The 22230-nt window shown below is 69.6% G+C and carries 25 protein-coding genes and 4 pseudogenes; 15 read left to right on the plus strand and 14 right to left on the minus strand.

Features of this window, described 5'->3' with window-relative positions; translation table 11 throughout:
* Nucleotides 1-73: 73 nt before the first annotated feature.
* Nucleotides 74-2392: a PQQ-binding-like beta-propeller repeat protein gene (locus QFZ76_RS47655; protein WP_373464471.1), complete on the minus strand. Its 2319-nt coding sequence runs from the start codon at nucleotides 2390-2392 to the stop codon at nucleotides 74-76.
* Nucleotides 2393-2734: 342 nt separating this feature from the next.
* On the opposite strand from QFZ76_RS47655, the gene QFZ76_RS47660 reads away from it, so the two are divergent.
* Nucleotides 2735-2881 (plus strand): hypothetical protein, encoded by a 147-nt coding sequence (locus tag QFZ76_RS47660; RefSeq protein ID WP_307680397.1) that lies wholly within the window; start codon nucleotides 2735-2737, stop codon nucleotides 2879-2881.
* A 100-nt stretch (nucleotides 2882-2981) separates the two neighbouring features.
* Nucleotides 2982-3270, plus strand: a pseudogene (locus QFZ76_RS47665) (hypothetical protein); the annotation flags it as partial.
* Nucleotides 3271-3280: 10 nt separating this feature from the next.
* Here QFZ76_RS47665 and QFZ76_RS47670 read toward each other — a convergent pair.
* Nucleotides 3281-3625, minus strand: a complete 345-nt coding sequence (locus tag QFZ76_RS47670; RefSeq protein WP_307679548.1) for a cytoplasmic protein — start codon at nucleotides 3623-3625, stop codon at nucleotides 3281-3283.
* Nucleotides 3626-3647: 22 nt separating this feature from the next.
* On the opposite strand from QFZ76_RS47670, the gene QFZ76_RS47675 reads away from it, so the two are divergent.
* Nucleotides 3648-4286 (plus strand): TetR/AcrR family transcriptional regulator, encoded by a 639-nt coding sequence (locus QFZ76_RS47675; protein WP_307679549.1) that lies wholly within the window; start codon nucleotides 3648-3650, stop codon nucleotides 4284-4286.
* Nucleotides 4287-4751: 465 nt separating this feature from the next.
* Here QFZ76_RS47675 and QFZ76_RS47680 read toward each other — a convergent pair whose 3' ends face one another.
* Both QFZ76_RS47680 and QFZ76_RS47685 read right to left on the minus strand, forming a co-directional pair.
* On the minus strand, nucleotides 4752-5204 hold the full coding sequence (locus tag QFZ76_RS47680; RefSeq protein ID WP_307679550.1) for a DUF5707 domain-containing protein: 453 nt from the start codon (nucleotides 5202-5204) through the stop codon (nucleotides 4752-4754).
* A gap of 186 nt (nucleotides 5205-5390) precedes the next feature.
* Complete coding sequence (locus QFZ76_RS47685) at nucleotides 5391-5723, minus strand: transposase (protein ID WP_307679551.1); 333 nt, start codon at nucleotides 5721-5723, stop codon at nucleotides 5391-5393.
* A gap of 385 nt (nucleotides 5724-6108) precedes the next feature.
* On the opposite strand from QFZ76_RS47685, the pseudogene QFZ76_RS47690 reads away from it, so the two are divergent.
* Nucleotides 6109-6291 (plus strand): annotated as a pseudogene (locus tag QFZ76_RS47690) (IS256 family transposase); the annotation flags it as partial.
* A gap of 108 nt (nucleotides 6292-6399) precedes the next feature.
* On the plus strand, nucleotides 6400-7095 hold the full coding sequence (locus tag QFZ76_RS47695) for an alpha/beta fold hydrolase (RefSeq protein ID WP_307679552.1): 696 nt from the start codon (nucleotides 6400-6402) through the stop codon (nucleotides 7093-7095).
* A gap of 279 nt (nucleotides 7096-7374) precedes the next feature.
* On the opposite strand, the gene QFZ76_RS47700 is transcribed toward QFZ76_RS47695, so the two are convergent.
* The gene (locus QFZ76_RS47700; protein WP_307679553.1) at nucleotides 7375-7869 is read right to left on the minus strand and encodes a hypothetical protein; all 495 of its coding nucleotides are present in this window, start codon (nucleotides 7867-7869) and stop codon (nucleotides 7375-7377) included.
* 61 nt (nucleotides 7870-7930) lie between these two features.
* On the minus strand, nucleotides 7931-8143 hold the full coding sequence (locus QFZ76_RS47705; RefSeq protein ID WP_307679554.1) for a hypothetical protein: 213 nt from the start codon (nucleotides 8141-8143) through the stop codon (nucleotides 7931-7933).
* A gap of 328 nt (nucleotides 8144-8471) precedes the next feature.
* Between QFZ76_RS47705 and QFZ76_RS47710 the strand changes: the two genes are divergently transcribed.
* On the plus strand, nucleotides 8472-8846 hold the full coding sequence (locus QFZ76_RS47710; protein WP_307679555.1) for a phosphatase PAP2 family protein: 375 nt from the start codon (nucleotides 8472-8474) through the stop codon (nucleotides 8844-8846).
* A 218-nt stretch (nucleotides 8847-9064) separates the two neighbouring features.
* Here QFZ76_RS47710 and QFZ76_RS47715 read toward each other — a convergent pair whose 3' ends face one another.
* Entirely contained in the window at nucleotides 9065-10159 is a 1095-nt protein-coding gene (locus QFZ76_RS47715; protein ID WP_307679556.1) for an IS110 family transposase, read from the minus strand.
* A gap of 149 nt (nucleotides 10160-10308) precedes the next feature.
* Between QFZ76_RS47715 and QFZ76_RS47720 the strand changes: the two genes are divergently transcribed.
* From QFZ76_RS47720 to QFZ76_RS47745, 6 genes and pseudogenes are all read left to right on the plus strand, one after another.
* Entirely contained in the window at nucleotides 10309-10725 is a 417-nt protein-coding gene (locus tag QFZ76_RS47720; RefSeq protein WP_373464578.1) for a phage holin family protein, read from the plus strand.
* Nucleotides 10722-11189: a DUF3618 domain-containing protein gene (locus tag QFZ76_RS47725; protein WP_307679557.1), complete on the plus strand. Its 468-nt coding sequence runs from the start codon at nucleotides 10722-10724 to the stop codon at nucleotides 11187-11189. The genes QFZ76_RS47720 and QFZ76_RS47725 overlap by 4 nt, the downstream gene beginning before the upstream one ends.
* A pseudogene (locus tag QFZ76_RS47730) lies at nucleotides 11186-11405 on the plus strand (DUF4235 domain-containing protein). Before QFZ76_RS47725 ends, QFZ76_RS47730 begins: the two are co-directional and overlap by 4 nt.
* A gap of 796 nt (nucleotides 11406-12201) precedes the next feature.
* Entirely contained in the window at nucleotides 12202-12543 is a 342-nt protein-coding gene (locus QFZ76_RS47735; protein WP_168509396.1) for a metalloregulator ArsR/SmtB family transcription factor, read from the plus strand.
* 3 nt (nucleotides 12544-12546) lie between these two features.
* Nucleotides 12547-13053 (plus strand): SRPBCC family protein, encoded by a 507-nt coding sequence (locus tag QFZ76_RS47740; protein WP_307679558.1) that lies wholly within the window; start codon nucleotides 12547-12549, stop codon nucleotides 13051-13053.
* Nucleotides 13053-13712, plus strand: coding sequence for a dihydrofolate reductase family protein (locus QFZ76_RS47745; protein ID WP_307679559.1), 660 nt, complete (start codon nucleotides 13053-13055; stop codon nucleotides 13710-13712). Before QFZ76_RS47740 ends, QFZ76_RS47745 begins: the two co-directional genes overlap by 1 nt.
* 12 nt (nucleotides 13713-13724) lie before the next feature.
* On the opposite strand, the gene QFZ76_RS47750 is transcribed toward QFZ76_RS47745, so the two are convergent.
* Nucleotides 13725-13913 carry a hypothetical protein gene (locus QFZ76_RS47750; protein ID WP_307679560.1) on the minus strand — a complete coding sequence of 63 codons (189 nt, stop codon included), beginning with the start codon at nucleotides 13911-13913 and terminating at the stop codon, nucleotides 13725-13727.
* A 498-nt stretch (nucleotides 13914-14411) separates the two neighbouring features.
* Between QFZ76_RS47750 and QFZ76_RS47755 the strand changes: the two genes are divergently transcribed.
* Nucleotides 14412-15641 (plus strand): MFS transporter, encoded by a 1230-nt coding sequence (locus QFZ76_RS47755; protein WP_307679561.1) that lies wholly within the window; start codon nucleotides 14412-14414, stop codon nucleotides 15639-15641.
* Between the two features lie 282 nt (nucleotides 15642-15923).
* Here QFZ76_RS47755 and QFZ76_RS47760 read toward each other — a convergent pair.
* Nucleotides 15924-16168: pseudogene (locus QFZ76_RS47760) on the minus strand (transposase family protein); the annotation flags it as partial.
* A 57-nt stretch (nucleotides 16169-16225) separates the two neighbouring features.
* On the opposite strand from QFZ76_RS47760, the gene QFZ76_RS47765 reads away from it, so the two are divergent.
* Entirely contained in the window at nucleotides 16226-16510 is a 285-nt protein-coding gene (locus QFZ76_RS47765; RefSeq protein ID WP_307679562.1) for a hypothetical protein, read from the plus strand.
* A 30-nt stretch (nucleotides 16511-16540) separates the two neighbouring features.
* Here QFZ76_RS47765 and QFZ76_RS47770 read toward each other — a convergent pair whose 3' ends face one another.
* On the minus strand, nucleotides 16541-17608 hold the full coding sequence (locus tag QFZ76_RS47770) for an IS110 family transposase (protein WP_307672140.1): 1068 nt from the start codon (nucleotides 17606-17608) through the stop codon (nucleotides 16541-16543).
* A gap of 227 nt (nucleotides 17609-17835) precedes the next feature.
* Nucleotides 17836-19380: a transposase gene (locus QFZ76_RS47775; RefSeq protein ID WP_307679563.1), complete on the minus strand. Its 1545-nt coding sequence runs from the start codon at nucleotides 19378-19380 to the stop codon at nucleotides 17836-17838.
* A gap of 333 nt (nucleotides 19381-19713) precedes the next feature.
* Between QFZ76_RS47775 and QFZ76_RS47780 the strand changes: the two genes are divergently transcribed.
* Nucleotides 19714-20436, plus strand: a complete 723-nt coding sequence (locus QFZ76_RS47780; protein ID WP_307679564.1) for an adenosine deaminase family protein — start codon at nucleotides 19714-19716, stop codon at nucleotides 20434-20436.
* A 94-nt stretch (nucleotides 20437-20530) separates the two neighbouring features.
* On the opposite strand, the gene QFZ76_RS47785 is transcribed toward QFZ76_RS47780, so the two are convergent.
* The 3 genes from QFZ76_RS47785 to QFZ76_RS47795 are packed head-to-tail and all read right to left on the minus strand — an operon-like array spanning nucleotide 20531 to nucleotide 21822.
* Complete coding sequence (locus QFZ76_RS47785; protein ID WP_307679565.1) at nucleotides 20531-20941, minus strand: DUF6069 family protein; 411 nt, start codon at nucleotides 20939-20941, stop codon at nucleotides 20531-20533.
* Nucleotides 20938-21549 carry a TetR/AcrR family transcriptional regulator gene (locus QFZ76_RS47790; RefSeq protein WP_307679566.1) on the minus strand — a complete coding sequence of 204 codons (612 nt, stop codon included), beginning with the start codon at nucleotides 21547-21549 and terminating at the stop codon, nucleotides 20938-20940. Before QFZ76_RS47790 ends, QFZ76_RS47785 begins: the two co-directional genes overlap by 4 nt.
* Nucleotides 21550-21597: 48 nt before the next feature.
* Nucleotides 21598-21822 carry a hypothetical protein gene (locus QFZ76_RS47795; protein ID WP_307679567.1) on the minus strand — a complete coding sequence of 75 codons (225 nt, stop codon included), beginning with the start codon at nucleotides 21820-21822 and terminating at the stop codon, nucleotides 21598-21600.
* Nucleotides 21823-22230: the final 408 nt, after the last annotated feature.

The following is a 22230-nucleotide window of genomic DNA, read 5'->3' on the forward strand; positions in this document are numbered from 1 at the left end:
GTCCCTGGCCCAGGTGTCGGCGCTGAAAGCGGCGAGCCGTTCAGGTGCGATCCGGCTGTCCCGGTCCCGGTCCTCAGGTGACGGGCAGTCCGTAGGTCCGGTCGAAGTGCTGGGCCACGAGGTGTCCGGCCCCGTCGCAGGAGAGCTGCCAGTCGTTGACGCCGGTCTCGCGGCCGTCGGTGAAGTTCCACAGCAGACGGCCGGAGGCGGTGTCGATCGCGTAGAAGCCGTTTTTGTTCTCGAAGGCCGGCACGTGGACGGCGTGCGCCCCCACGGCGATCGGGTGGTTGACGTTGAGGAGGGGGGTCTCGCAGAACCAGCGCCGGGCGCCGGTCGCCGCGTTGAAGGCGTGAACGCCGTAGGGATCGGTGCCCGTGGCGTAGACCGTGTTGCCGCCCGTCCCGAGGGAGGCGAACATGCCGCGTTCCGCCTTCGCCTTCCAGCGGAGCTTTCCGGTGGCGAGGTCCAGGGCGATGAACTCGGAGCCGATGGCGAAGACGGTTCCGCCGAGCACCGCGAGACCCGGCCGCAGGTCGTAGCCCACCGGGTACCGCCAGCGCAGGCCACCGCCATCGCGGGTGCTGCGGGCCGTGACATTGCGCAGCCCGTCGGCGTAGACGAAGTAGTCGGAAGTGATGACGGGCTTGAGGGGAACTCCGACGTCCTCGGGGTCGATCGGTATGACGACGGCCCGGCGGGCCCTGAGGTCGACGCCGAAGACCGCGCTGGTGGACGTCGCCACGCCCTGCTCCTCGGACCGGCGTTCCAGCCTGGCGCCGAGGACAGAGACGACATGGCCGTCGTATCCACCCAGGAGTTGGTCGAACTGGAAGTCCTGGCCGAAGTTGAGGGTGAACTTCTCGGCGCCGTCGGCCAGGTCGACGCCGATCAGAGTCGCGCCGGTGCCGAGGGCGACCGCGGCGTCGTTGGCCAGCAGGACGGGACTGGGGGAGAGGCTGATGCCCTGGTAGACCCATTTGGGCTGGGATCCGTTCCTCATGTCGAGGCAGATCATGTTGCCCGGGCGGCTCTTCAGCAGGGCCGTGCCGTCGTTGAAGACGGCTGGGGTCTGGAGCAGCGGGCCGCCGCGGTAGACCCAGGTCGGCTCGGGGGCGGGGCCGGGCCGACGCGCCCGCTGCCCGCCGGTTCTTCCTCTGACGACGAGGGCGGTGCCGCCGACGAGGGCCGCGCCGGCGGCTACGGCGAGGAGGGTGCGCCGGCCGACATGGGAGCGTTCGGGAGCACGGCGGTGTGCGGCCGCGGCGGAACGTTCCGTCGCCGGTTCCGCCGGTTCCGCCAGTTCCGCCGAGTCGGCTGCGGCCGCCGGGGGTCTCCGCTCCGGCGGCTCGGCGGTGGGCGGCGCTCCACCGGTGGCTCCGGTTCCATCGGCGGCGCGGTTGTCGGCGTCTCCGGCCGGGAGGACGCGGTCCGGGTCCGCCACGCCGACTCCGCCGTCGGTCCCGTGCGACGACGGCCCCACCGGCGTCCGGCCCGACCCGTATCGGGCGGACGCGGTGGGAGCCCCGGCGTCGGCTGCGTCGGCTGCGGGCCGTGCGGGTGCCAGGGTCCGCGCGAGGCGGTCGAGATCCGTCGCGGCCGCCCGGCGGTCGTCGACCATCGCGGCCACCCGCGCGGGCAGCCAGCCCTCCGTCAGCACCTGTTCGGCACCGCCGGGCGCGCAGGCCGCAGAGAGCCGGTCGGGGTCGATACGAAGGGACGGGTCCTTGGCGTGACAGAGGCTGATGATTTTGTCCAGTGGCTCGGGCACCAGGGTCAGATCGGCCGAACCGTGGACCACCTGGTAGAGCAGGGTGGCCGCGGCGGACCCGTTGAACGGCGCGTGTCCCGACGCCGCGAACGCCAGCACCGAGCCGAGACAGAAGACGTCTCCCTCCGGTCCCACCGGATGGCCGGTGGCCTGTTCGGGACAGACGTAGTCGAGCGAGCCGAACAGTCCGCTGGAGCCGGTGAGTTGGTAGCCGTCCCGGGCCCGGACGATGCCGAAGTCGATGACGCGCGGACCGTCCGCGGCGAGCAGCACGTTGGACGGCTTGAGGTCGCGGTGCACCAGCCCCTCGGCGTGCACCGCGATCAGCGCCTCGGCGATGCCCGCGCCCAGCGCGAGGACCGTCTCCACCGGCAGCGGCCCGTGTGCGGCGACCGCCTCGGCCAGGGTGGGGCCGGGTACGTAGGCGGTGGCAAGCCATGGCGTCTCGTCGTCCGGCGCAGCGTCCACCACGGACGCCGTGTACGCGCCGCCGACCGCCGCCGCGGCCGCCACCTCACGCCGGAAGCGGATCCGGAAGTTCTTGTCCTCGGCCATCTCGGGACGGATGACCTTGACCGCGACGGTGCGGCCGGCCGGCGAGGTGGCCAGATAGACCCGGCCCATCCCGCCTGCTCCAAGGCGGGCCACGGGACGGTAGGGCCCTAGCTGCTCGGGATCTTCTGGGTGCAGTGGTTGCATGCCCTCGGCCGCCTGTTCTCGGTGGTACGGGCGGGAGTCCCGCCCACGCCGCGGGGGAAGGCCCTGTGGGGGGTCTGGCAGCAGACTAGAGGCTGAAACGGCCCATGAGAGTTCTTGTCGGCAACTGTCGCCGATCTCTCGGACGAAGACGTTCCGGCCTACTCCTGCTCCGGAGCGCTGATTTGACGTCGTGTCAGAGATCGGGTGACACGTGCCCGTCGTGCGGGAACGGTGCGCCAGGAGCAACAGGCGGGGAACAAGTGCAGGATGAAACCACTTGCCCGCGGGAAGACCTCCGATGTGGCGAAGGTCACCCCGCGCTCTCGCTGTTCCCGCTCACGCTCCCGCCCGCGGGCACTCGCCCGTTTCGGCGACATCATCGTGGAGGACATCGTGGAGGACATCGGCGATTGATCAAGCCGGCGCTTCTCACGGACCGGTTCGCCGGAGGCATCGCAGCCCCGTACTCGAACAGCCTGCTTGGAGCGGCAACCGCTCTGCGCGGACTGCTGAGTCCGCCCACAAGGGCGGCGGCATCTGCCGCTGGCGAAGACGCACAAGGGCGAGTTGTGCCTCACCTCGGCCTACGCCTCGTGGGCGAACCCGATCGAGATGCACTTCGGACTGCTGAGGCAGTTGCCCCCCGCCAACTCTGACCATCCCAATCACACCGTGCAGACTCGGGCCCTGCACGCCTGCCTGCGCTGGCGCAGCGCCAACGCGACCTCCTGGCCGCCGAACGCAAGGAACGCGCTCGCATCCGAACGCGGCCGCCCTTTGGGCACGCCGTGCCTGAGGGGTGACGAGCCGTGTTCAGGAGGCGGACGGCCCCAATGCGGCATCTGTGCGCGGGGCGCCGGGCCGGGGTTCCTTGAGCTCGATGAACATGGAATGGGTGACCGTCTGGCCCACATTGCGGCCCTGGTGCTCTTGTGCGTCCAGCCAGCGGACCTGTCCCGCCTCAAGGGCGACCGGGACGTCTTGGCCTCCGGCCGAGATCACCCGCTGGAACGAGGAGAGGGTCACCATGACGGTGTCCGGATGGGCATGCCGGTGCGTCGCATCGCCCGGCGTATCGCGGTACTCCAACACCCGCACACGTTCGTTCTCCCACACGACCCGGTACAGCTGCGGGTCGGTGACCACAGGATCATTCATGGGACTAATGTACCATGACGGTATGGCAGTACCATATGAGTCGACGGGACGGATCCGGCAGAAGCAGCGCACTCGCGACGCTCTCGTCGAGGCCGCCCGGTCTCTGCTGGAGAGCGGACACACCCCGACCGTTGAACAGTCGGCTGACGCCGCCGGCATCTCCCGTACCACGGCCTACCGTTACTTCCCGAACCAGAGACACCTGCTCCTGGCCGCGATACCGACCATCGACCGGCCCAGCCTGCTCGACCAGGACGCACCCGATGACGTCCACGCACGCCTCGACCTGGTCATGGCCGAGCAGACGGAGATCTTGCGCAGGTGGGAGCCGCAGCTGCGAGCCGCACTGCGGCTGTCCCTGGATCAGGAACCACAGACGCCGCGCGAGGCCCGCCCAGTGCTGCGACAAGGCAGGGCCATCGCATGGATCGAGGACGCCCTGGCACCGCTGGCCGAGTCGCACCCGCACATCGACCGCAGACGGCTCGCTGTCGCTATTCGCGCCGGCTGCGGAATCGAGGCGTGGGTCTGGATGGTGGACATCGCCGGTGTGTCACAGGTGGAGGCCGCAACCCTCATGCGTGAGTCAGCGCAAGCCCTGCTGGCCGCAGCCCTGGCCCAAACCGGCGAAGCTTCCCGGTCGCAGCACACTAGCGAGTAGGACTCCGTTTGGTCTGTCTCGATCTTGAGGGCCGGCACTGGCAGCAGCGCCATGCCATCCGCGCGGGCTGCGAGGCCACTGTCTCCGAACCGGTCCACGCTCATGGCCTGCGCCATCGGGGCTACTGTGGCGCCTGGCCAAGACGTACGTCCGCACGTGCTTACAGCCGCCGGAACCAACATCATCCGCCTCAGCTGAAGGGAACGAAGGCACACGGTGTCCGCCTCGCGGGTCGGCCTGAAGGACTCGCTACCTCGGCCGAGGCCCCTGTGGGTCGGCCCGGTCAGCCGGGTGGAGTCGTAGGCGCTCGGGCTGCCGTCCGGCTGGCTGACCTCGAACTCCCCACCGTCGACCGACATCCGCTACGGCTCGTCCGCCGACATCGTGACCTGTTTTCCTCTGCCCCGGAGATGGGAGCGCATGGGCCCCAACTGGACCCATGTCACGATCACCTGCGTGTCAGGCTCACTCAACGGTGAAGTCGGCTGCCTTGGTGTCCAGGGTCGTGTCGCCGTCCTTGGCGGTGGCCAGGACGGCGACGTGCCACAGACCGCGCGGCGACGCGTCGGCTTCGGCGCGGGTGACCGTGACGGTATAGGTGCAGTGAACGGTGTCCTCACCGGACGGCTTGCAGACGGCCGACTCCACGGCGGCCATATCCTTCGCGGTCAGCTGCTGCTTGGCGAACGACGAGTTCGCCGGCCAGGCCAGGACCTTCACGTCCTTGATGCCCGAGGACGCCGTGACGTCAGTGGTGAAGGTGAACGAGCCGCCGCGGTCGCCGTCGGGGGCGGCGTAGCGGGTGGTGCTGTGCGCCACAGATAGCGGCTGGTCCCCGGCGTAAGCGACGGCGAATGCTCCGGCACCTGCGAGCACGGCGACACCGGCGGTCACGGACAAAACGATACGTCGCGACATGAGAAATTCCCCCAACAGGCTTAGCTGGATCGGACCGGCGCTCTCGGCTGCGCCGTTGCACCAATACTGGCCGCGCAGGGGGCACCGGGTATGAGCACACGTACTCAACCCCGGCCTGAGTAGCGCCAGTTCGGCTCGCGGAGTGCCACTGAAGCAAGATCATTTGTGGAGTAGTTCGCATCCGGCTCACCCGTGGAGTTGCCCTTTGATCCTTTTGGTGCGGTTCGCGGCGCCTTCGGTACCGCCGGAGCTCCAGTGCAGGGTGAGTTCGGCGGTCACGGTGCCGAGGTCGCAGAGCAGGTGGAGGGCGACGTTGGTGAGGCCAGGCAGTTGGCTGGCGTCGACGGCGTTGATCCAGGTAGGGAGCGTGGCGCCGAGTCGGTCGCTCAGGAATTCGCCGAAGGCTCGGACGTGTTCGGAGGCGGTGTCCAGCTCGGGGCGGCGGGCCGGGACGTCCTTCAGTGCGGCACGGTCTTCCTCGCTCAGGGCCGTGGGACGGCGGGTGAGCCGGCCGGTCACCTGCCGCACCGTCGGCGGCGATGCGGCGGGTGAGTCAGCCGGTCACCTGATTACGCCAGACCCTCGCGGCCGGCGGCCGCGTAGCAGTCCAGCCCTGCACGACCGGCGTGGGATCGGCGAGACCCGGCTCGCCGGCGGGTACGCGCACCTCTTCGCCGGCGAGTATGACCTCGCCTGGTGGTTGCTGCCGAGGATCCCGCCCTCATCCCTGACCAGCTTGCCCAGCTCGCCGCCCGCATCGGTGCCGTACCCACCGGCGCGCCCTCGCGAGGGTGCCGTGGATGCACTGCTGGGGGAGCTGCGTACCCGCTCGCGGTCCTCGAGCCGCCGCCGCGCCGGCAGTTCGCGCAGACTCTCGGCCTGGCGCATCAACTCCGGCATCTGGACCAAGGTCACCGAGGGAGCAGGCAGTGCGGCCGCCGCTCGCGCGATGGTCTTGAAACTCGTCGAGTCCGCCCAGGCGTGCTGGCGATCCGTGAACGCACCCCACCTCGTCGCCCTCGTCGGCGGCGGGGTCCGCATCGAACGCGGCCACCTCGTCGAGCCCTCCGAGACCCTGGCGGCATGAGCAACCCCAACCGCTCCGTCTCGTCTCTCATTCGCTCTGTCGTAAAGCTCCCCAATAGAACTGAATTCACTTAAGGTTCGGTTAAAGTCGTTGACGAGGAGGTCAACCATGGCGTTTGTTCTCATCCACGGTGCAAGCTTCGGTGCGAACTGCTGGGACGAGCTGATCCCCCATCTCGGTGCGGAAGCGTTGGCAGTCGATCTTCCGGGGCGCGGGAGCAGGGCCGAAGTCGACCTGGGCACGGTCACTCTCGCGGACTGCGCCGATGCGGTCCGGGAGGATGTCGAAGCAAAGGACCTGCGGGACGTTGTACTGGTCGGTCACTCCTTCGCGGGGGTCACGATCCCGCGCGTCCTGGATCTCATACCCGACCGGATCCGCTACGTCGTCCTCGTGTCGGCCGTGGTGCCGACGGACAGATCCCGGGTGCTTGACCAGATCGATCCCGAAGTCCGGGATCTGGTGGAGCAGTCCATCGTCGACGGCGTCTACCATCAGACCCGCGAGGGCGCCGCCGCAATGCTGTGCAACGACATGGACGAGGCGACTGCCACGTCCACCCTGGACCGGCTTTCCGACGATTCGGCCGCACTGCTGAGCGAGACCGTGGACCTGAGCGGCTACAGACGCGAGATCCCTCGGACGTACGTGCACCTCACGCGGGACCAGTGCTACGTCGAGGAACTCCAGCAGCGATCCATCGCGCTGCTTCGGCCCGACGTCATCGATCTCGACACCGGTCACATGGCAATGATCAGTGCGCCCGAAAAGCTTGCCTCTGTCCTCAACACCATTCACGGCTGATCGCCGTGTCGGCCTGCGGTCGGCGGACCGTGAACAGGATTCACCTTGTGGCTCTTGTCCGCGCCGGAGCCCGCTGCGAGCGCGGCCACTTCGCCGAGCGCCCCTGAGACCCTGGGGTGTGAGCAACCCCGACTGATCCACAGAGGAAGACGGGGACGCCCGTGATCACCAGCTTTCTGGCATAGCTGCCCAATCCAGGGATGTGCCGTGTTCGGCATCGCCGTTACCGAAACACTGTCGTGGAACGGCGAATCCTGCCGCCCTCAAGCAACACAGCTGTCATGACTTGCAGCCCGCCGTGTGAGCGGCCCGGCGGCCGTGCGGCCGCAACTGCCTGTCGCGCAGGGCAGTTCTGCCGACCGAGACTGCACTCGAAGAGGAGAGGCAGTGATGTCGCCTGCGGCAAACGCCGACCACGTCACAGGCGATCGTTGCCAATGCTGAGCCGCTGAGCCGCCTGATGGCGAAGTCGAGTTGCTCGGCCAGGTCTCGGTCGGCGTGTCGCATGCGGTTGTTATCGGCCTTGCGCTTGGCGCAGGCTTCGGTGGGGTGGCTGCTCGTGATGGCTGTCGTCATCGCATCGCGGAACGGGCTGACGTGCGGGTCGTCGTGACAGACACGGCAGCAGACGCCGCCCTTCACCGCCTGACCGACGCCTGCGGTGAGATCAGCTACCTCGCTGGAGGCGGTCGGCAGGGGCTGCGCCGTCCTAGGCAGGGGCCGTCTGGCGGGCAGCAGACGGTAGGCGGTGTCGGCCATGATGCGCTCGGCCAACGAGCGATTCGTGGCCGCGGCTCAGGCGGGCGACGTGGACGCCGCTCTGCGCGCCGGCGACTTACGGGTGGGCGGACGCGCGGTCGACCGGTTCTTCAGGCAGCCGTGTGTCGATGACTTCGCTGGTGCGGTGCTGGCAGGCCGGGCACAGCTCGTGGTGGCCCGCGGGCGTGACGACGGTGCCCCACTCATGGCAGTGCCTGCAGTTCTGAGCCAGGGCAAGGTCGGGGCGAGGAGTTGGGGCCGAAGGGGTGGGCGGGGCTTCGTGAGCCATGCGGTGGGGTCCTCAGCGTGGTGAGTGACGGTCTCACAGCCTGCCAGTTTTCGGATGATATGTCTGCATCCGTCTCAGAGGGTGGCACGGCTGCCTCCCGCCTGGCAGGTCCGTTCGGGAGTCACCTGAGAGAGCGGGTTCCGGGATGATGCAGACCTCCGGGCAGTCGGAGGTGGTCCTGCGTGCCGAGCCGCCGGAGACCGTGATGGTGCATCCACCCCAGGAAGACCGCGAGCCTGTCGACCATGGCAGCGGACGGGACCGCTCTGGGCGCGGCGCTTCGCGCCCGCGGTGCAGGAAGCGGCCAGAGCACACCGAGCTGTGGTGGGTGACGGCCACAGCGATGGCCGCCTTCGGTGGGTGGCGCGGCCGTACGGCTGCAGCCGCGGGGGTGGCTGCCATGACGGTGGCCCAGGTGCTGTCGAATGCGGTCGCCAAGAAGCTGTACCGGCGGCGCCGTCCGCCACGGGAATGGGTCCCGGCGGAGGAACTCCAGGAGTGCCCGGACAGCTCTTCCTTCCCTTCCGGGCGCACCGGCGCGGCCTTCGCTTTCTTGGGTGCCGTCGCGCCGGTGTGGCCGGCAGCCGGTGCCGCCTGTGGGGTGCCGGCGCTGACGGTGGCCGCCGAGCGGGTGCACAGCGGTGCCCGCTACCTCTCCGACGTGGCGGCGGGGGCGCGATCGGGCTGTTCTGACGGGCGGTGATGTGCTGACGTGGGGGTACTCGGACAGCCGGTCCAACCACCGGGCAGGCCATGACCGCGCGAGGGCGAACGAACGGCCGCCGGGCCTGCCGCACACGCCGCCGAAGGGCAGGTGAGCACCCATGACAGCAGACAGCTCCCACCGCACCGATGCCGGAGCACAGGAACCGGTGGGCGACCTGGTCCAGCGTGCCTCGCAGTAGATGCCCCTATGTTTCGTCAAGTTGCGGGAGAGGGATTTGGGGTGACCGTCTTCGGCTGGATCTGGTGGTAGATCTCGCGGGCGACGTAGCGCTTGAGGCAGCGGATGATCTCACGCTTCGACATGCCCTGTTTGGTGCGTCGCTCCAGGTAGGAGCGGGTGCGCTCGTCCCAGCGGATGCGGGTCATGACAATGCGGTAGAGGGCGGCGTTGGCCTGCCGGTTGCCCCCGCGGTTTAGCCGTCGGCGCTGGGTCTTGCCGGAGGACTGTTCGACCGGGCTGACGCCGCACAGAGCGGCGAATGACGCCTCGGTGGCGATCCGGTCGGGGTTGTCGCCGGCGGCGACGAGGAGGGCTGCGGCGCTGTCCGGCCCGATGCCGACGATCTCCAGCAGCTGCGGGCGGTGTGCGCGGACGGCCCGGGTGACTCGGCGGGCGAGATCCTTAACCTCGCAGGTCAAGTGCTGGATGCGGCGGGCCAGGAGCCGGAGGGTGAAGGCGGCCGCGTCGTTGCTGTCGGCAAGGCCGTCCGCGCACCGCGCGATCAGCGCCGGGTTCCTGAGTCCGGACAAGGACTCGCGCAGTACGGGGTCGACGCCCAGGAGTACGGCTTTGAGCTGGTTCATCGCCTGGGTGCGGGCCTTGACGGCCGGTTCCTTGGCCAGTCTGAGGACGCGCAGGTCCGCGGCCGGGCCTTCACCCGTCTTCGGCGTGGTGGTGGCGCGTCCGGACAAAACGGCACGGGCAGCGGCGTCCGCGTCGACGGCGTCGGTCTTGCCCCGCTTGCGCCGGGTGGCACGATCAGGCTGGTTGACCTCGATGACCTGGATGTTCTCCTGCCGCAGGAAGCGCGCCAGGGCGGCTCCGTAGGATCCGGTGCACTCCACTCCGGCACGGTGCAGGATGCCGAAGGAGCGGGCCCAGGCGAGGAGTTGGCGGTATCCGGCAGCGGTGGTCGGGAACTCCTGGTGAGCCAGCAGTGCGCCGAGCACGGTGATCACTGCGGCGACGTGCACGTCCTTGTGGGTGTCGACCCCGAGGATCACGTCCTCCGCGGGCTGTGCTGCCCGCTGTGCGGGCAGGGTCGGCTGGGGCATGCTGGTGACGGTCACGCGGCTCCTTCATCGGCTGGGGCTGATGGCCGACGCCGGGCCGGGTGGGCGGTCAGAACTGTGATGGTGCCTTGTAGGGCAAGGCCCCTATCGGGACACGCCCGCCGGTCCGGCGGCAGCAAGCATCGCCGGGGGGCCGGAACCGACAGATCTACTCCAAGGCAGCTGAGGCCAGTTGTCGCACGGGTCAGGCTCCGGCCCCCGGCGGCACCCCACGAGTCTCACAGTTGTCGCAGCTGGTCCGTGACGAGATGCGGCTGGCGCAGGCGGAGATGACCGAGAAGGGCAAGCGGTTCGGCAAGGGCCGTGGCCTGTTCGGCGGCGCCGGCCTGATGGGTGTGCTCACCCTGCAGGCCCTGGTGGCCACCGTGATCGCCGCGCTGTCGCTGGCCATGGATGTGTGGATGGCGGCGCTGATCGTCACCGGCGTCCTGGCCGCCGTCACCGCGCTGATGGCGGCGCTCGGCAAGCAGCAAGTCAGCAAGGCATCCCCACCGACGCCCCAGCGGACCGTGGACAGCGTCAAGGCCGATGCGGCCGAGATCAAGGAGAGGGCACAGCGATGACCAAGGACAAGCCGCACCCGGGCGATGAGGCAACCCCTTCCCCTGAGGAACTGCGGGAGCGGGTGGAGGCGACCCGCGAGGAACTCGGCGAGACCGTCGAGGCGCTCGCGGCGAAGAGCGACATCAAGACCCGCGCCCAGGAGAAGACGACGGCCGTCAAACAGCAGGTCACCGAGAAGACCACCCAGGTCAGGACCCAGCTGAGGGACAAGGCCGCGCACGCGGCCCACGCGGTACAGGAAAGGACCCCCGAGCCGGTGCGTACCAAGGCCGCCGCGGCCACCGAGCAGGTCCGCGGCCAGGCCGTGCACGTCGCGGACCTGGCCCGGGACAAGGCCCCGGAACCGGTACGCGAGAAGGCCGGCCAGGGCATGCAAGCGGCGCGAGACAAGCGCACCCCGCTGCTCGCCGCCGGCGCACTCATCGCGGTACTGCTCATCCGCCGTTCCAGGAGGCACCGATGAAAGCCTCGAAGATCGCCTACAAGCCGGTCGGAGAAGAAGCTCGGGCACGATGAGGACGCCCCCGACGCCCCCGACGCCCCCGACGAGCACCGCACCTGGCGCGAGGTGGTGTCGGCAGCCGTCCTGCAGGGCGCGATCTTCGCCGGCGTCAAAGCGGCCGTCGACCGCGGCGGCGCCACCGCCACCCGCCGCCTCACAGGCACCTGGCCCGGCTGACCCTCCCGTCCACGACCGCTGGAAGAGGGCCACCCCCGCCGCTGACGGCTAGTGTGCGAGGTCCTTGGCCCGCGGCGGCAGCAACACCAGGGACGATGCTCAACGTTCATCGCTCCAGCTCCTCCTCCAGCCGACGCAGTCAGCGGCTTTCCGATGCCACCGAAGGCCAACGTGCCGCCGATCGAGCCGATGGCGATCCGGAAGGTGTCTCTGAGTTGATGGTGGTGATTCTGGCCGCACCCCGCACGGCAGGCGGATCTACCCATCCGTTTTCGGCAAGCAGCAGGGAAGCGGTGTGTGACCTCCCCAGCGCTACGCCGCTTCCCTGCCGGCAAGTCGCCGACTACCCAGACCGCCTGTTCTAGCCCGGCCGGCCGCGTGCGTGCGCGGCGCCGACTGGTCGCATGATCCTGAGCCGGAGCTCAGAGTTGTCACCGGCAGGGCCGGATGAGCTGGCGTATGGGACCGGTCGAAGCAGCCTAGTTGTCACCAGCACCGAAGATCAGGGGTCCCTGGCCCTAACATGCTGGGCGCCTGGTGCATTGGGTGGGCGTGAAGTCCGTCGACAGTTGCCCGGGCGGGTCGCGCCTGTGACTCGCGATGACGCCGGCCGTGGCGTAGGGCGCCAGCCGGTGGGGTGCTGGTCGCCCATCGCGCTCCCTGGCGCCGTCGCCCGTGCAATCTGCGGGATACGCGTTTCCCGCAGCCGCTGACAAGGGTTGCAATCGTCATCCGGCAGGACCCGCTTGATTCCTCTCGGCTTGACGCATGCCGATATGGGAATATGATGGCTGCCATGGCACGAGCAGCGACGACGTCGGACGTCTTCAACGCGATCGCGGAGCCGCAGCGCCGGGAGATCCTGTTGCTGCTGCGGGCGGGTGAGCGGCCGGTGACCGAGTTGGCCCAGGAGCTGGGGATGACCCAGCCGGGGGCGTCCAAACACCTGCGGGTGCTTCGGGAGGTCGGGCTGGTGCGGGACCGCAAGGCAGGCAAGCAGCGTCTGTACGGCCTTGACGCCCGCGGGCTGCGACCGGTTCACGAGTGGACCGGCGGGTTCGAGCGGTTCTGGAACGAGAGCTTCGACCGGCTGGACGCGTATGTGCAGGACCTCAAGCAGGCAAGGCAGGAGGAGTAGCTGATGAGCGCGACGGAACGAGGAGTGCCGGCGCAGTCCCCGACGGCCGACCGCGAGATCGTGATCTCCCGGGTCATCGACGCCCCACGGGAGCTGGTGTTCGAGGCGTTCACCGAGGTGCGGCACCTGTCGCGGTGGTGGGGTCCGGAGGGGTTCAGCACCACCACGCGGTCCTTCGAGTTCCGCGTCGGCGGGGTGTGGGACTTCGTGATGCACGGGCCGGACGGGACGGACTACCAGGAGTGGATCTCCTGGACCGAGATCGTCCCGCCGGAGGGGATCGCGCTGCTGCACGGTGAGTCCCGCGGCGACCCGAACGCCTTCGAGTCGGTCCTCACGTTCGCGCCCGACGGCGCGGCGACCCGGATCGAGATGCGCACGGTGTTCCCCACCAAGGAACTGCGCGACGAGGCGGTCGAGAAGTACCACGCGATCGAGGGCGGCCAGCAGACCCTGAGCAACCTGGCTGCCTATGTCACCGAGACCGTTCGGAAGGGCGTTGAGGGCTGATGGCCGGGAAGGTGTTCTTCAGCGTGTCGATGTCGCTGGACGGGTTCATCGCGCCGGAGTCGCTGGAGGGGGTCGTCTCGCCTGAGCGGCAGGACGACCCGCAGCTCCAGCGCTGGGCGGCGCAGTGGATGGAACTGCAGCAGTGGATATTCCCGCAGCGGTTCTTCCGGGAGAACCTGAAGCTCGGCGAGGGCGGCGAGGAAGGGCGCGACAATGACGTCGCGCGGGAGACGTTCGAGCGCACCGGCGCGAGTGTCATGGGCAAGCGCATGTTCGACCTCGGCGAGCAGGCGTGGCCGGAGGAGGCGCCGTTCCACACGCCGGTCTTCGTCATGACGCACGAGAAGCGTGACCCGTGGGAGCGGCCGGGTGGGACCACCTTCCACTTCGTCAACGACGGCATCGGGACCGCGCTCGACCAGGCCCGCGAGGCCGCCGGCGACCGAGACGTCCGCATCGCGGGCGGCGGCGCAACGATCCTGGAGTACGTGAACGCCGGCCTGGTCGACGAGTTCTCGATCGCGCTCTCACCCGTGCTCTTCGGCTCCGGAATCCGCCTGTTCGAGGGCGTGGACGCGGGCCGCGTGGCCCTGGAGCCGGTCCGCGCGCAGCCGACGCAGCGGGTGACCCACCTGACCTACGCAGTCCGGGAGCGGTAACCGTCTCGACCGTTACGGCGTGGGCAGCCGGTCCACCACGGTTACCGTGGCCGTGCTGGTGTCCGCGGTGCTGCCACCGCTCACATCCTTCGCCACCGGCACGATTCGCTCCTCGACACTCACCCCGGGCAGCACGGTCGTGGTGACGGTGCTGGAGGTGCCGATCTGCTTGCCATCCTTGTCGGCGAGCGAGACCTTCACGATGTAGTGAGCGCCCGCACACCGCTCTCGGCGGGAAGCCGCCGATCAGCCGACCTTCCGGCAGCGACTACCGCATCACCTACCTTCGACCATCCGCCGGAACACCTCGGCACCGTCCCGCAGCAGCTCACGTTCGAGGACCTCGTGGAACCAACGTCCTGCTGCATCACATTTAGTCGAGCTGCAGCAGGAGGCGTCGCCCGGCGGACATCCTGGGCCGCGATGTCCAAACGGCGTGGCGGAGCGCGGGGGCGGCCGGTCACGGACGAACGACGACCGCCCCGGGGTGATGACCTGCTCAGCCGCCGTTTGGACGTCGCTTGAAGCCCTCCCAGATCGGCGATCGACACCGAAGCGACCACCGGCTTGCCATGGCGGCTGAGCACGATCCACTCGCCTCGGTGAAGGGGACTGCGGTGGCATCGATGTCTGCACAGGACGGCAGTTCCTCACCACTCTTAGTTGTACCTTCTTTAAAGATTGTACATAATCGCGATCATGGCTGAGCCACTGCGCCGCAACCGCGACTTCGTCCTCCTCTGGAGTGCCGCCTTGGCCTCGACGCTGGGCTCCCAGGTCGCCTCCGTTGCCTACCCTCTGCTGGCGCTGGAGCTGACCGGTTCAGCCGTCCACGCCGGGCTGATCGGATCCGCCGCAATGACCGCCGGCATCGCGCTGCGCCTGCCGGCGGGCGCCCTGGTCGACCGGTGGGATCGGCGGCGCACGATGCTCAGCTGCGATCTCATGCGAGCTGCTCTTCTCGCCGCCACCGTCGCCGGTTCGCTGCTCAGATTGCTCGACTGGCGGATGCTGCTCGCCGCGGCTGTGATCAGCGGCGCCTGCGGCGTGTTCTTCCAACCGGCGGAGACGGCGATGCTACGGCGGGTGGTTCCCGCCGAACACCTGCCTCAGGCCCTCGCGCACAACGAAGCCCGCCAGTACGGAGCCTCGATCGCCGGCCCTCCGCTGGGCGGCCTGCTGTTCAACCTGGGGAGAACAGTCCCTCTTGCCGGAGAGCTCCTGGCCTACCTGCTGTCCTTCGCCGCGGTCCTCGCCATCAAATCCCCGACGCCCGCCGCCCCGGTCGCGGACAGGTCGCGCACTCTCCTGCGCGACATCACCGAGGGCCTGCGCTGGACCTGGCGGCAGCGGTTCCTGCGCGTTTTGCTGGTGACGGCCGCGGGCTTCAGCCTGGTGTTCTCCGCGCTGACCTTCACCGTGATCGTCGCCGCCCGGCAGAGCGGCGCCGCACCGGCCGATGTCGGCCTGATGATGGCGATCTCCGGCGCCGGGGGACTACTGGGCGCGCTGGCCGCCCCCCGGCTGCAGCGGCGCAACCCGGCGTCGGTCGTCCTGGCGATGTTCTGGGTGGCGGCCGCGGCTATCCCCGCCATGGCAGTCCATCCCACCGCCTGGGCCATCGGGCCGCTGCTGGCCGTGGCGTTCTTCCTGGCCCCGGCGGCCAACGCGATCTTGTACACCTACCAGATAACCATCACGCCCGACCACTTGCAGGGCCGAGTGATCAGTAGCCTCGCCCTCATCGGCAGCGCGGTGACCCCGGTCGGGCCGCTCGCCTCGGGACTGATCCTGGACCGCTGGGGTGTGACGGCCGCTCTGCTGTCGATCGCGTCCGTCATGGCGGTCGTGGCTTTGGGCGCCACGTTGAGCCGCACCATCCGGCATCTGCCCCCGCTGGCCGAGGCCGAGGCCGTGGCTGCACCTTGAACGATGCCCGACGAACCATCCTGGATCACGGGGCGGTGCCCGATGAGGACGTGCCTTCGCCAACAGGGCCCATCGGCTGGCGAAGCGCCCAGTGGCTGTCTCAAGGGGGCCGTACACCGTGGATTTCGGCACTCCGAACAGGCCGGCGATCTGCTGAGCAGACTTCTCGCAGCGTCGTACAAGTGCTGGACGAAGCCCCGGATGCGCGCGGCCAGTTGAGTCGTTACAGGGCAGGCGTTGGTGAGCCGGGCTGAGACTGTCCCGTGATTGATCTCCGGCATGCCTGCTGGCCTGCGGTGTCGAGACGCCGAAGAGCGGAGCAAGCTGCCGCATGCCAGGGTCGTGCGCCAGTAGGCGGCCACCGGCAGCACGCGGTCCTGCAACGGCAGGCTCCAGGGGCTGCCCGGCCGCACTGCACCAACGTCCTCACGGCGCAGTGCGGTCATCAGCTTGCGGAACAACTGCGGGCTCAACCTGGTGAACGGGGCTGTCCAGGAAGGCTTCGACACCGTAATCACACCGGTCACATGGTGACCGTCGTACGTCAAATGACCCTCATCGACATGACCGTAGAGTGATACACCATGCGAAGCCTGGCCGGTCTGCCGAAGGCCCATCTCCATGTGCATCTCGAGGGCGCGATGCGCCCTGCCACCCTCGCGGAACTCGCCGACGAGCATGGCGACCAACCGCCGGTTCTGCCCGGCGACTTCGCGTCGTTCGAGGACTTCATGCCCTTGTACCGTGTCGCCGCGCGGCTGGTCCGCGAGGGCCCGCGGGAGAACCTGCTGCGGTCGGTGCGGGAAGTAGTTGAGGACGCCGCCGCGGACGGAGCGGTTTGGATCGAGCCACACGTGAACCGTTCCTAAAGACTGAGTGGGAGAAGCTCCTATAGACCGTCAAGCGGCTTGTTTGAGCTGTTCGGCGGTGATGTGAGGGCGGGGTAGATGCTGGTAGACCTCGCGGGCGACGAACCGTTTCAAGCAGCGCATGATGTCCTTCTTGGTCATGCCTTCGGCGGTGCGTCTGGCGACGTACTCGCGGGTGCGCTGGTCGTGGCGCATGCGGACCAGCACGATCGTGTGCAGGGCCCGGTTGGCTTGGCGGTCTCCGCCCCGGTTGAGGCGGTGCCGGTTGGTGCGGCCGGAGGAGGCCGGCAGCGGGGCGGCACCGCACAGGTGGGCGAAGGATGCTTCCGAGCGCAGGCGGTCCGGGTTGTCGCCGACGGTGGTCAGCAGCTGGCCCGCGCTCTCGGGGCCGACGCCGGGCAGAGCGATCAGCCGTGGTGCGGCCCGGGTGACCAGCGGGCCCAGGTCCGCGTCGGCTTCGGCGATTTCCTCCTCCAGCCGCTGGCAGCGGCGGGCGAGCCGTCGCAGCGTGATCCTGACCGCGCAGTCCGGATCCGCGAGGTCGCCCACGGGCCGGGACCGGGCCAGGGCGTCTATCAGCTCGCCGGTGGCCAGGCCGCGCAGCCTCTCGCGCACCGCGGCCGGTGCGGTGATGATGAGCGTGCGGATCTGGTTGATGGTCTGGGTGCGGGCCTTGACGGCCGAACTGCGGGCCACCCGCAGGGTGCGGATGGCCTCCACGATCCCGTTGCGGGTCTTCGGAATGCCCGAGGCCCGGCCGGACAGCACGGCGGTCGCGGCGGCGTAGGCGTCAACCGGGTCGGACTTGCCATTGTCCCGCCTGGCCTTGCGGTCGGGTCGGTCGACCTCGATGACGGTGACACCCTTTGTGGTCAGGAAACGGGCGATCTCGGCCCCGTAGGCGCCGGTGCCCTCGATGCCTACCGCCAGAACCTCGCCGTGCGAACGCAGCCAGTGGAGCAGCTGCTCATAGCCGGCGGGACCGGTCGGGAACGGCTCGGTGGCCAGGTGCCGGCCCACGGTGTCGATCGCGGCCGCCTGGTGCAGGTCGGTGTGGGTGTCGATCCCGCCAATGACCGCTATCTCATCTGCTGCCATGCTGGACGTGCTGTCCTTCCGTACGACGCATCAGGGAGGGCACGCGCCGGTCGGGCGGACGGACAAGACAGTGATGGGACCTTTGGCCGGGCTCCTATGAGGTCACGAACGCCTGACCGGCACGCGCGCGCGGTGGCACCGCCCGACAGGCCGACGGTTCTCCCGACAGACAGCCGAAGCGCCAGTGAGTCCTTGAGTCAGACCTCCGAGCGGTGCCACCGCAATCATCACTGTGAGTCCTGTTGCCAGGACTGCTGCTCAACCGGGTGTCCCGAACGGTGTTGGGCACCCTGGTCGCCCGCTTTCGCTCCACCACCGGGCGGCGCGCATCCGGTGCGCGGTCCGGGAAGGTGGGGGCGGGTTTCCTCACGCCGTCGGGTTTCCGGTCGGGCCTGGGCGGTCCGATGCCCCGCACCATCACTCTGGTGATGCGGGGGCGGTGCCGTCCGTCGCCGGATCGGGTGTCCGAGGGCGCGTCGCCCGACCGCGATGCTCGCCGCATCGTGCCGGGACGTCTTGCGTCGTGGGGTGCTCATCGGCTTCTGCCAGTGCTGGGCACCCCAGCGGGAGGTATAGGCAGGATCGACCGCAACGATCGCCACTGCCTGTTCGGCGGCCATCGACACCAGCCGGGCCTTGAGCTTGGCGGTGGGGAAACGGGACAGCAGGCGGCGGAAGCGTTTGTTGCGGCCGTGCTTCTCGCGGCTGGTGCCGTCGGTGAAGTCGAGGTCCTCAATGGCGATCGCGGCGGCCCCGCACCGGCGTGCGTGGTGCAGCAGCCGGGTCAGCGCGTGCCGGATCTGCGCGTCCCGGTGCTCCGCACCGCCCGAGAGGTCGTAGAAGTAGCGCTGCGGTTCGCCGACCGGGTTGCCGTGCACATCCAACTGCCAGGCGGCGAGGTGGTCGTCGTTCATGTCCACCCCCACCACCCCCCGCGCCAGCGCCGCCTCCAGCGGCAGCATGGGGGCGGCGGTGCGCTGCCAGGACGCGGTGACATACCAGCGCCCGCGCGCGGTGTCGTGGTGGATGCGGTAAGCCACCGCCCGGTTCGCGGTGACCCGGTCACGCCACTCCTGCCCGCGATGCTGGAACCGTACGGCCGCGTCCAGGACGTAGCGGCCGTGCGGGGCGTTGGCCAGATGGGCCAGCGGGGCCGGGAGCTTGACCGAGACCTGTCCGGTGTCAGCGACGCGGATCGTCTCGTTGCCGAACCGCTTGCCCGACTCGCCGTCGGCGGCCAGGAACATCCGCTCCGCCCGCCACCGCTCCCGCCACGCCGCTGCGTCCAGCCCGGCCGCCTCAAGGTGGTGGCGGGTGTTCGCGAGGCGCTTGCCGCCGCGCACCACGTGTACGCGGCCCGCCTTCCAGTCCGCCTCCACCACCACGAGCCGGTCCTTCAAGCCCTGCAGGCGGCGGGACTTGGCATGCCACTCACCACGCGAGGCATATCCGCGCGGCAGGCATTCCCGCTTGTCGGCCTTGGCGCCCAGCGGCCGGGCCAGCCGCGCCTCGATGCACGCGATCTGCCCGCGCAGCCAGCCCAGATACGCGGCCTGTCCGCGCCTCGCCAGCGCCCACTGGTCGTGCGTGGCCTTGGTGATACTGCCCGCCCAGCGCGCCGACGACCTCCCCGTCAGCCCTCGTTTGCGCACCGCCCACCCGGCCGCATCATGCGCCAGCCCCTGCCGGGAACGCTCCGCCAGATCACCCGCGGCCAGCGACCCTAAGTACACGCCGACCTCGGCGAGCACCGCCGCATCCGAGGCGCTCACCCGCAGCCGGTCCCGAACAGCCACCCCAACCGGACCGGGCACCACGAACGACGCCGCCACCTCCCGCAACCCGCCCAGCCGAAGATCCCCGTCACCACAGTCAACGAGCAACCGCCACAAAGGTCACCCATTGGACCCAAGAACTCCCGTTCCCCTCCCGAGGGCGAAGGCCTACAGCACACCCCAGGCCACAGGAGCCCCTGACGCACAGCGGAACAACCGCATCCAGCCCCGGCACTCACTCCCGCTCACCAGAAGTCACTCATACTCAGTAAACCGGCAGCAGCTCCCGACCCCCTGACCTACGAGGCCGATCCGCATGCCGCGCTCGACGTGCTGGACGCGGTGATCGACGAAGGACGCCGAACGGCTGCCCGGTTGGGCATCGGCTTCGGCGTAGTGGTGTTCGCCCGGCGTAACGCCGATCCCTCCGAGGCCATCAAGACCGCCCGGCTCGCGGCCCGCCGGGCAGACAACGGGGTGGTCGCCTTCGGCCTTGCCGGGGACGAAGCCCGGTATTCTCCGGAGCCGTTCGCCGGGGCCTTTGCCATCGCCCGTGACGTCGGGCTGATCTCCGCCCCGCACGCAGGTGAACTCGCCGGCCCGGCGAGCGTACGCGCCGCCCTCGACGTCCTCGGCGCGCGGCGCATCGCCCACGGCGTACGAGTGGTGGAGGACCCGGCACTCCTCACCCGCCTGGCTGCGGAAGGCGTAGTCCTCGACGTCTGCCCCACCTCGAACGTCGCCCTCGGCGTCGTGAAGTCCCTGTCCGCCCACCCCCTCCCGCTGCTGCTGCACGCCGGCATCCGCTGCACCCTCAACGCCGACGATCCCCTCCTGTTTGGCCCCGTCTTGCTGGAGGAGTACGAAACGGCCCGCTCAGCCTTCGCCCTCAGCGACCACCAACTCGCCGCAATAGCCCGCACATCGATCGAGTCCTCCGGCGCCCCACCCACCCTCGTGGACGAAGCCATCACACTCATCCGTGCCTGGCTGGACACCTCTGACCATGCCAGGACGTCTGCAGGCCAAGAGGCACCGCGACTGCACCCCTGAGCAGCCATCGGGAACAAGCAGCTGGACATTGCGGGGCAACCTTCAGCCAGGCTGCCTCCATCTGGTGCTGTTCGCGGCGCACTTGGTCTGGCGGTCACCCCCTGGCGGGACCGGCTTGCGCCCCGGGGGACCTGCCGCGTAGCCCCGGGATCAGCACCGCCGCCACCGCCAGGTGCATCAGAGCGAGGGAGACCCGGGTGCCGCCGTCCATGCCGTCGCCGAGGAACGGCAGGAAGGACACGGCCAGTACGGTGCCGGCCAGCCCGGTCCAGAGGGCGCGGGCGCACCGCGCCCCGAACCGCTCCAGGGCGGCAAGCAGTCCCCAGCCGGAGAGCGACGCGAGCAGTGCGAGTACCGCCACGGCCACGGCGCCGATGTCGAGCGTCTGCTCGCCGTCGGCGATCCGCAGCCGGTGCCCCAGGAGTGGGTCCGCGACCAGCCACACCAGGACGGGGGCCAGGACGGCCAGGGCGGTAACCCTCAGGCGCCTTCTCCGCGCGCTCACTTGGCGCCTCCCGAGAACGCCCCGTGCAGGAAGACCTCCACCAGCTCCTGCGAGGTCAGGTCGGGCTCGTCCTCCGTACGCGGCTGGGTGAAGAGCAGCCCGAAGAAGAGGGCCGCGATCTGCTCCGGCGGCCGGCGCAGCATGGCCTTGTCGGGCTCCAGCAGATCCGCGAGGGCCGCGCGGATACGGGTCGTCGACTCGGTGCGGCCCGCGCCGCGCACCGTGCCGGGGTGCTTGCCGCCGCCATGCCCGAGCGAGCCGGCGATCGCGCCCATCCTGGACAGGTGCGCCTGCAGCGCCTCGGCCGCCTCCGCGAGCCGGTCGGGCAGCGGCTGGGATACGTCGATCGCGTCGAGCTCGCGGACCGCGTGCTCGGGAGAGAGTGCCTCGGCCACGCAGGCCTGCAGCAGCTCGTCCTTGTCGGCGAAGACCCGGAAGATCGTTCCCTCGCCGATGCCCGCGGCGCGGGCGATCTTCGCGGTTGTCACCGCGGCTCCGTACTCGGTGATCAGCGGGATCGCGGTCTGGATGATCATTTCGCGGCGCTGCTCCGGCGACATGGCGGGGGCGCGGCGGCGGGTGGTCTGGTTCTCCTTCGGCGCTGTCATGACCGCAAGAGTACGGAGTGAGGACTCACTCCGTCAATGAGTGAGTCCTCACTCCGTACCATTCATGGGCTCGAGCGCCCCTTGGGCGCGCGGGCCGGTGTCCGGGTCGTAGGCGGTGTCCAGGGCCGTGGCGGCGAGCAGCTGGTTGATGCGCTCCCACTCCGTGAGCTTCGCCCGGACGCGTTCGTCGCCGGCCAGAGGCTCGTGGCGGGAGTCCTGGCGCGCGTCGAAGCGGGCGTCCTTGAGGGCCGCCGCGACGGCGGCCGCAGTCATCCCTTCGCGCGGCGCCGGACCGCGCGTCGGCCGAGGCGGTCGTGGTCGACCGGCTTGCGGGGGCGCGGCCGCGCGGGGAATGGGACGGCTACGGACGTACCGGCCGGGAAGTCGCGTCGAGGAGAACGGCGAAAGGGCGCGGTCGACGTCACAACAGTGGTGGGCCCCGGATCAACACTGGGATGGGGACCGGGTGTCGCCCCGCGCGGTGCACCGAATCCCGCCGGCGTGCGACCGGCGGGCCGTACGTGAGGTCGCCAGGGCCTGGCAGATCATGATCATCCAGCCGGAGCGGGGCGCAACACAGTGCTGTGGTCCGTCCTCAGCCGGTCCCACGCATCCGGCGCACGGATGCTCCAACTCGGCGCGCGAATCGGCCAGTGGTCCCTGGGACTCTATCGATATCGC

This window comes from Streptomyces sp. V4I2 (assembly GCF_030817655.1).
GTDB lineage: Bacteria > Actinomycetota > Actinomycetes > Streptomycetales > Streptomycetaceae > Streptomyces > Streptomyces plumbiresistens.